This is a genomic window from Mycobacterium simiae (genome assembly GCF_008370645.1).
Classification (GTDB): Bacteria; Actinomycetota; Actinomycetes; order Mycobacteriales; family Mycobacteriaceae; genus Mycobacterium; species Mycobacterium simiae_A.
Genome location: NZ_VTZN01000459.1, coordinates 1 through 716, shown reverse-complemented (window position 1 = coordinate 716; position 716 = coordinate 1). Strand labels below are relative to the sequence as shown.

Genomic DNA, 716 nt, shown 5'->3' with positions numbered 1-716 from the left:
GGCCGACGTCGACAGACGCCCAGTCAGCACCACCCCACCGGAGTCAGGCTGCTCGATGACTGCGCCCAACAACCCGTGCTCAGCGGCGGATTGACCCACCGCGCTCACATCACCGCCGCCCGCGGTCGAAGACAGCCAAAACCGCTGTGGGACAAACGCATACGTCGGCAACTGCACCCGGCGACCACGCCCGGAAAAAACACCAGGCCAATCAACTGCCACGCCGTTGACGTAGGCCTGGCCCACCGACAGCCAAAACCGGTCCAGCCCGCCCTCGTTGCGTCCCAGCGTCGGCACTACCACCGCATCGCCGGCACTGTCCTCGATAGCGGCACCTAGCAGCGGATGCGGACTCACTTCGACAAACGCCCCGTAACCGCGTTCACGGCACCAATCCAGCGCCTGATCCAATTGCACGGTCTGACGCAAATTGACAAACCAGTACTCGGGGTTGAGGTGTGCGCCATCGAGTGCCGCACCGGTCACCGTCGAGACGAACGCCACCCTGGAAGAACGCGGGGCAATATCCGATATCGCCTGCACCAAACGCGGACCAACCGGTTGCACCTGCGCTGAATGCGCAGCGTAGTCAACCTCAATACGCCGTGCCCGAACCTCCTCGTCTGCACACCGAGCCACCAATCGCTTCAGAGCCCAGTCTTCACCGGCGATCACCACCGCCGAAACCCCGTTGACCACGGCAATACTGAGGCTCT

General features: G+C 63.4%; 1 protein-coding gene. It reads right to left on the bottom strand.

What is annotated here, in order from left to right:
- Positions 1–716 (bottom strand): acyltransferase domain-containing protein (locus F0Q45_RS26415; protein WP_149656643.1); only part of this gene is annotated, 716 nt, incomplete at both ends.